3 protein-coding genes and 4 pseudogenes are annotated in these 3,755 nt (G+C 55.0%); 6 read left to right on the top strand and 1 reads right to left on the bottom strand.

Annotated elements, in window-relative coordinates; translation table 11 throughout:
* On the top strand, positions 1–304 hold a 304-nt coding region (locus tag ACTBDU_RS16155), incomplete at its 5' end, for an integrase core domain-containing protein (RefSeq protein ID WP_438807181.1).
* Positions 305–310: 6 nt separating this feature from the next.
* Here ACTBDU_RS16155 and ACTBDU_RS16150 read toward each other — a convergent pair.
* Positions 311–813: pseudogene (locus tag ACTBDU_RS16150) on the bottom strand (cytosol nonspecific dipeptidase); the annotation flags it as partial.
* Between the two features lie 206 nt (positions 814–1,019).
* Between ACTBDU_RS16150 and gpt the strand changes: the two are divergent.
* The 5 genes and pseudogenes from gpt to ACTBDU_RS16125 all read left to right on the top strand — a co-directional run.
* The gene (gene gpt, locus ACTBDU_RS16145; protein WP_438807180.1) at positions 1,020–1,478 is read left to right on the top strand and encodes a xanthine phosphoribosyltransferase; all 459 of its coding nucleotides are present in this window, start codon (positions 1,020–1,022) and stop codon (positions 1,476–1,478) included.
* A gap of 349 nt (positions 1,479–1,827) precedes the next feature.
* Complete coding sequence (locus ACTBDU_RS16140; RefSeq protein ID WP_438807179.1) at positions 1,828–2,241, top strand: alpha/beta hydrolase; 414 nt, start codon at positions 1,828–1,830, stop codon at positions 2,239–2,241.
* Positions 2,174–2,971: pseudogene (locus ACTBDU_RS16135) on the top strand (alpha/beta hydrolase). Before ACTBDU_RS16140 ends, ACTBDU_RS16135 begins: the two are co-directional and overlap by 68 nt.
* 82 nt (positions 2,972–3,053) lie before the next feature.
* A pseudogene (locus ACTBDU_RS16130) lies at positions 3,054–3,182 on the top strand (Crl family RNA polymerase assembly factor); the annotation flags it as partial.
* A 72-nt stretch (positions 3,183–3,254) separates the two neighbouring features.
* Positions 3,255–3,755: pseudogene (locus ACTBDU_RS16125) on the top strand (transposase); the annotation flags it as partial.

Raw genomic sequence — 3,755 nt, 5'->3', positions numbered from 1 at the left:
TAGCTACTATACGAGCAGGCAGTTCCGACAGTTGCTGTGGCGTTACCGGATCAAACAAAGCATGAGTCGGCGGGGTAATTGTTGGGATAACAGTCCGATGGAGCGCTTCTTCGGAAGTCTGAAAAACAAGTGGATACCGGTAACGGGCTACATAAGCTTCAGCGAAGCAGCTCATGAAATTACCGATTATATCGTGGGATATTACAGCGCACTCAGGCCGCATGAATATGATGGTGGGTTGCCACCAAACGAATTAGAAAATAGATACTGGAAAAACGCTAACGCGGTGGCCCGTTTTAGTTGACCACTACAGCCAGCCGGGCTGCAGCCCGAAAGCGCGCTCCATACCGGGTTCCTCGGTCATGGTCAGCAGCACTTCCGGCGGACCATGCTCCAGGCTGTCGTCGGCCAGCACCGCCAGCACCGACGCCATGCCGACGCCGTTATCGGCGCCGAGCGTGGTGCCGCGCGCCTTGACCCATTCGCCGTCTACTCATGGCTGGATGGGATCCCAGGTGAAATCATGCTGGGTATCGCTGTTTTTCTGCGGCCCCATATCCAGATGCGCCTGCATCGCCACTGGACAGCGATTTTCATAACCCGGCGTCGCCGGCTTGCGAATGAGGCTATTGCCCGCCTGTGGTCGCGTTCGGCGAACAGGCCCTTGTCCTGCGCCCATTGCACGATGTGCACGGCCAGCGCTTCCTCATGGTAGGACGGATGTGAGATTGAACGAATGTTGGCGAAAAGATCCCACAGCGGCTGAGGCGTAAGTTGAGACGATTCAGATACAGTAAAAAACTCCTGTGATATCGTAAAAACCGCGCTGGCGGCGGTGGACGGCCGGCGGCGTCGCAACCCTAGTCTACCAAGGATATCACTTTACTTTACCTGAGGGCAAAACTGAGGTTAAAAAGGGGGGGGTACTGGTATTTGGGCGGCTGCGTCTCTATAATCTCGCGCAACCTTTTTCCACCTGAGACTTTTTAAGCCGACCCAAGCCGGCTGGGACTGAATTTATGAGCGAAAAATACGTCGTTACCTGGGACGTGTTGCAAATCCACGCGCGTACTATGGCTAAACGCCTGCTGCCCGCTGAACAGTGGAAAGGGATTATCGCGGTCAGCCGCGGCGGCCTGGTGCCCGGCGCTTTGCTGGCACGCGAGTTGGGGATCCGCCACGTGGATACTGTATGCATCGCCAGTTATGACCACGACAATCAACGCGACCTGAACGTGTTAAAACGGGCGGAAGGGGACGGCGAAGGGTTTATCGTGGTTGACGATTTGGTGGATATCGGCGGCACCGCTAGAGCCATTCGCGAGATGTACCCCAAGGCGCACTTCGTCACCATTTTTGCCAAACCTGCCGGCCGTCCGCTGGTGGATGACTATATTATCGATATTCCGCAAAATACCTGGATTGAGCAGCCCTGGGATATGAACGTAGTGTTTGTGCCGCCGCTGGCGGGCAAATAGCCTGTCTGCTGCGCCAAGACTGGGAGCGGTTACATCTGGCGCCGGGCGCAGATTCGCCTTATCCCGCACCGCGGCTGTCTGTCTTTGCCGGCACCCGAGACGCGCGATGGGCGGCCGCATCGGCTCTGTTGAGTCCCCCAGGGTGCCATTGAACGGCAGCGGTTAGCCGTTTATTTGACGCCCGGCGTCGCCGGGCGTTTGTTTTTTTGTGGGCTGAATGGTTAACCTTGTAGGCATCGTTCTGGCATTTCCAGACCCCGTCTTTGGAGACGATGCTCGATGGCAGGTAACAATCTGAGCGAAACCCCATTTCAAACCCTCGGTTAAACACCGTGAAACCTCCACGCTGGTGGCCCGCGTCGGTCATGACGGCCAAAACAGAATAATGTCGTCGTTAGACGTGGCCAATCCCGGCAACTGGTACCGGTTAATCAATCGTCTGATGTGGATTTGGCGCGGCATCGATCCTTGGAAGATCAAGGAGGTCCTGGCGCGTATCGCCGCGAGTCGCGCGCCCCACACTAACGATCGGTTGCTGGATACCGTCATAGGCTACCGCGGCGGCAATTGGATCTACGAATGGTCTCATCACAGGGGATGGTCTGGCAGCAGCGCGCACTGGAAGGCGTTGACGGCGCTACCGTGGCGCGCGACTGGCTACAGGCGGAGTTATCCGCATTTGAAAGGTGATATAACTGGCGGAGCAGGCGCAGACGCTGGCCAATCACGCCTGGGAAGAGGCGGCCAAACACCTGCCGCATGAAATCAAACAATTGGATTTCCCGATCGGCGGCGGCAATGTGACCGGTTTCTTGCATCTGCCGCCGACGGGGCAGACGCCCTATCCGACGGTGCTGGTTTGCGGCAGTCTGGATATGTTGCAAAACGATACCTATTGACTGTTTCACGATTACTTCGCCCCGGTGGGCCTGGCGATGCTGACCATCGATATGCCCTCCATCGGCTTTTCCGCTAACGCTAAATGGAAACTCAGTCAGGACACAAGTTTTTTACACCAGCAAGTGTTGCGCGGTCTGGATGCCGTCCCCTAAGTTGGCCAGCGCCGCGTCAGCACTTTCGGTTTCCGCTTCGGCGCCAACATCGCGGTCAAGCTCGCCTACCTGGAACCGCAGCGGCTCGGAGGCGTCGCAAGCCTCGGTCCGGTCGTGCATGCGTTACTGACCGACAGCCAAAGACAGGACGGCGCACCGGATATGTACCTTGATGTGCTGGCCAGCCGCATTGGCATGGCCGGCGTGGCTGACGGTGCGCTGAAAACCGAGCTGAACAGCTATTCACTCAAAGTGCAAGGGTTGCTCGGCCGTCATTGTCCGATGCCGATGCTGGCGGGCTGCTGGCCCGACGATCCCTTTTGCTTGCCTGCCGAGACGCAGCTGATTGTCTCTTCCTCGAGGGCGGGTAAGTTATTGCCGATTAATTCATCACTGCTATACCGCAATTTCCATCTGGCGTTAACACAAATCAGCTGCTGACTGAAAACAATTTGAAACGTTAATATAGCACTACCGTTTGTTTGCTCCTTAAGGTGAACAATAAGCAAAGTGAGGTTATAGCATGGCGTTAGTGAGTGGGCATCCCCGGGGCAAAGTATTGAAAGGTTTTAGCGCCCTCGGCCCGTATATCCGTGAAGGGCAATGCAGCAACAATCATTTTTTCTTCGACTGTCTTGCGGTATGCATCAATTGTAGTGGCACATTGAATTTGGCCACCTAAACAGAGGTGATATGCTCACCTCAGAACAACACGGGTGCACCAATGAAAAGAAAAAATTTTAGTCCTGAATTTAAACGCGAGTCCGCTCAACTGGTTGTCGACTAAAATTACACCGCCGCGCAAGCAGCAAAAGCCATGGACGTCGGCCTTTCTACGATGACGAAATGGGTAAAACAACTGCGTGATGAGCGACAGGGGAAAACGCCAAAAGCCTCTCCCATAACCCCGAAACAAATCGAAATACGTGAGCTCAAGAAGAAGGTACAACGCATTGAAATGGAAAACGAAATATTAAAAAAGGCTACAGCGCTCTTGATGTCAGACTCCCTGAACAGTTCTCGTTAATCGGGAAACTCAGAGCGCATTATCCTGTGGCCACACTCTGCCACGTGTTCAGAGTTCATCGCAGCAGTTATAAATACTGGAAAAGTCGGCCTGACAGGCCAGACGGCAGGCGAACGGTATTGCGCAGTCAGGTTCATGAACTGCACAATATCAGCCATGGTGCCGCTGGCGCGAGAAGTATCGCCACCATGGCAACCC

The organism is Sodalis sp. (in: enterobacteria) (genome assembly GCF_051710625.1).
In the GTDB taxonomy this organism is placed as follows: Bacteria; Pseudomonadota; Gammaproteobacteria; order Enterobacterales; family Enterobacteriaceae; genus JBPESN01.
Note: the sequence above shows the minus strand (reverse complement) of the source record. Positions and strands in the feature narration are given on the sequence as shown.